Source organism: Streptantibioticus ferralitis (genome assembly GCF_029223525.1).
In the GTDB taxonomy this organism is placed as follows: domain Bacteria; phylum Actinomycetota; class Actinomycetes; order Streptomycetales; family Streptomycetaceae; genus Streptantibioticus_A; species Streptantibioticus_A ferralitis.
On sequence record NZ_JARHTQ010000084.1, the window covers coordinates 1 to 1,587 of the forward strand.

Sequence of the window (1,587 nt, forward strand, 5' to 3'; positions counted from 1 at the left end):
CGGCCCGGGGTATTGGGCGCGGCAGGTGCGGTCGGCGGTGCGGTTCGCCGACGGTGTGCGGTGGCTGGCCGGCCAGGGTGTGGACACGTTCGTGGATGTGGGTCCGGATGGGGTGGTGTCCGGTTTGGCGCAGGCGAACACCGCTGATGCGGTCGCGGTGGCGTTGATGCGTAAGGACCGCGATGGCATGCAGAGCGCGCTCACCGCGGCCGGTGAGCTGTTCGTGCAGGGTGTGCCGGTCTCCTGGGATGGTTTGTTCGCGGGGCGGGAGCCGGGGTGGGTGGATCTGCCGACGTATGCGTTCCAGCGGCGGCGGTACTGGCCGCAGTCCTCGGTCGCTGGTGGAGACGTGATCGCTGCCGGCCTCGCTTCGGCGGGGCATCCGTTGCTGGGTGCGGTGGTGTCGGTGCCGGGGTCGGGCATGGTGGTGCTGACGTCGCGGTTGTCGTTGCGGGCTTATCCGTGGCTGGCGGATCATGCGGTGCACGGGGTGGTGTTGTTCCCGGGTACCGGGTTTGTGGAGTTGGCGGTCCGGGGTGCGGATGCTGTTGGTGCTGGTGGGTTGCGGGAGTTGGTCGTGGAGGCTCCGTTGGTCATCCCGGAGCGGGACAGTGTTCAGGTGCAGGTGGTCGTCAACGACGACGACACTCTCGGTATCTACTCGCGTGCTACTGACGATGATCCGTGGGTCCGGCACGCGACCGCCGTCACCGGGTCCGGGGACGACCGTAGGGCGGATTTCGGTTCGTGGCCGTGGCCGCCGGTGGATGCCTCGCCGGTGGATGTCGCCGACTTCTACCAGCTGACTGCCGACAGCGGGTTCGTCTATGGGCCGGTCTTCCAGGGGTTGCGGCGGGTGTGGCGGGGCGATGGTGAGGTCTTTGCGGAGGTGGTGGTGCCGGAGGGGGAGGTGGACCGGGCTCGGAAGTTTGGTGTGCATCCGGCGTTGTTGGATGCGGCGTTGCAGGCGATGGCGTTTGTGGGGTTGGATCCGGCGCCGGGGGGTTGGTTGCCGTTCAGTTTCGCTGATGTGACGTTGCATGCGGTGGGTGCGACGGTGGGTCGGGTGCGGGTGGTGCGGACCGGGCCGGACAGTGTCGGGGTGGAGCTGGTGGACGGTGATGGTGATCCGGTGGTGTCGATCGGGTCGCTGGTGTTGCGGCCGGTGTCGGCCGGTGGTCCGGTTGCCGGTGTGCGGGCGGGGACGATGCTGGCGGTGGACTGGTCGTCGGTGGTCACGTTGGAGGATCCGGCGCCGGGTACTGATGTGGTGGTGTTCAGGGCTGCGGACGACATCGCTTTGGACGGTATCGCTTCGGCGGGTGTTGTGGTGCTGGAGGCGGTTGGCGTGGCTGGGGGTATGCCGCGGTCGGCTCATGAGGTGACTGGTTGGGTGCTGGCTCAGGTGCAGCGGTGGTTGGTTGATGACCGTTGTGTGGATGGTCGTTTGGTGGTGGTGACCCGGGGTGCTGTTGCGGTGGATCCGGGTGAGCCGGTGGGGGATGTGGCGGCTGCGGCGGTGTGGGGTCTGGTGCGTTCGGCGCAGGCGGAGCATCCGGGCCGGATCACTTTGCTGGACACCGACGA

The 1,587-nt window shown here is 68.1% G+C and carries 2 protein-coding genes and 1 pseudogene; 2 read left to right on the forward strand and 1 reads right to left on the reverse strand.

All coding sequences use genetic code 11. From position 1 onward, the window contains the following. Positions 1-382 (reverse strand): hypothetical protein (locus P2L57_RS39750; protein WP_275823460.1); only part of this gene is annotated, 382 nt, incomplete at its 3' end. 39 nt (positions 383-421) lie between these two features. Here P2L57_RS39750 and P2L57_RS41055 point away from each other — a divergent pair. Further along, positions 422-589 (forward strand): annotated as a pseudogene (locus tag P2L57_RS41055) (hypothetical protein); the annotation flags it as partial. Beyond that, positions 590-1,587 (forward strand): SpnB-like Rossmann fold domain-containing protein (locus P2L57_RS39755; RefSeq protein ID WP_372516098.1); only part of this gene is annotated, 998 nt, incomplete at its 3' end. It abuts the pseudogene before it with no gap.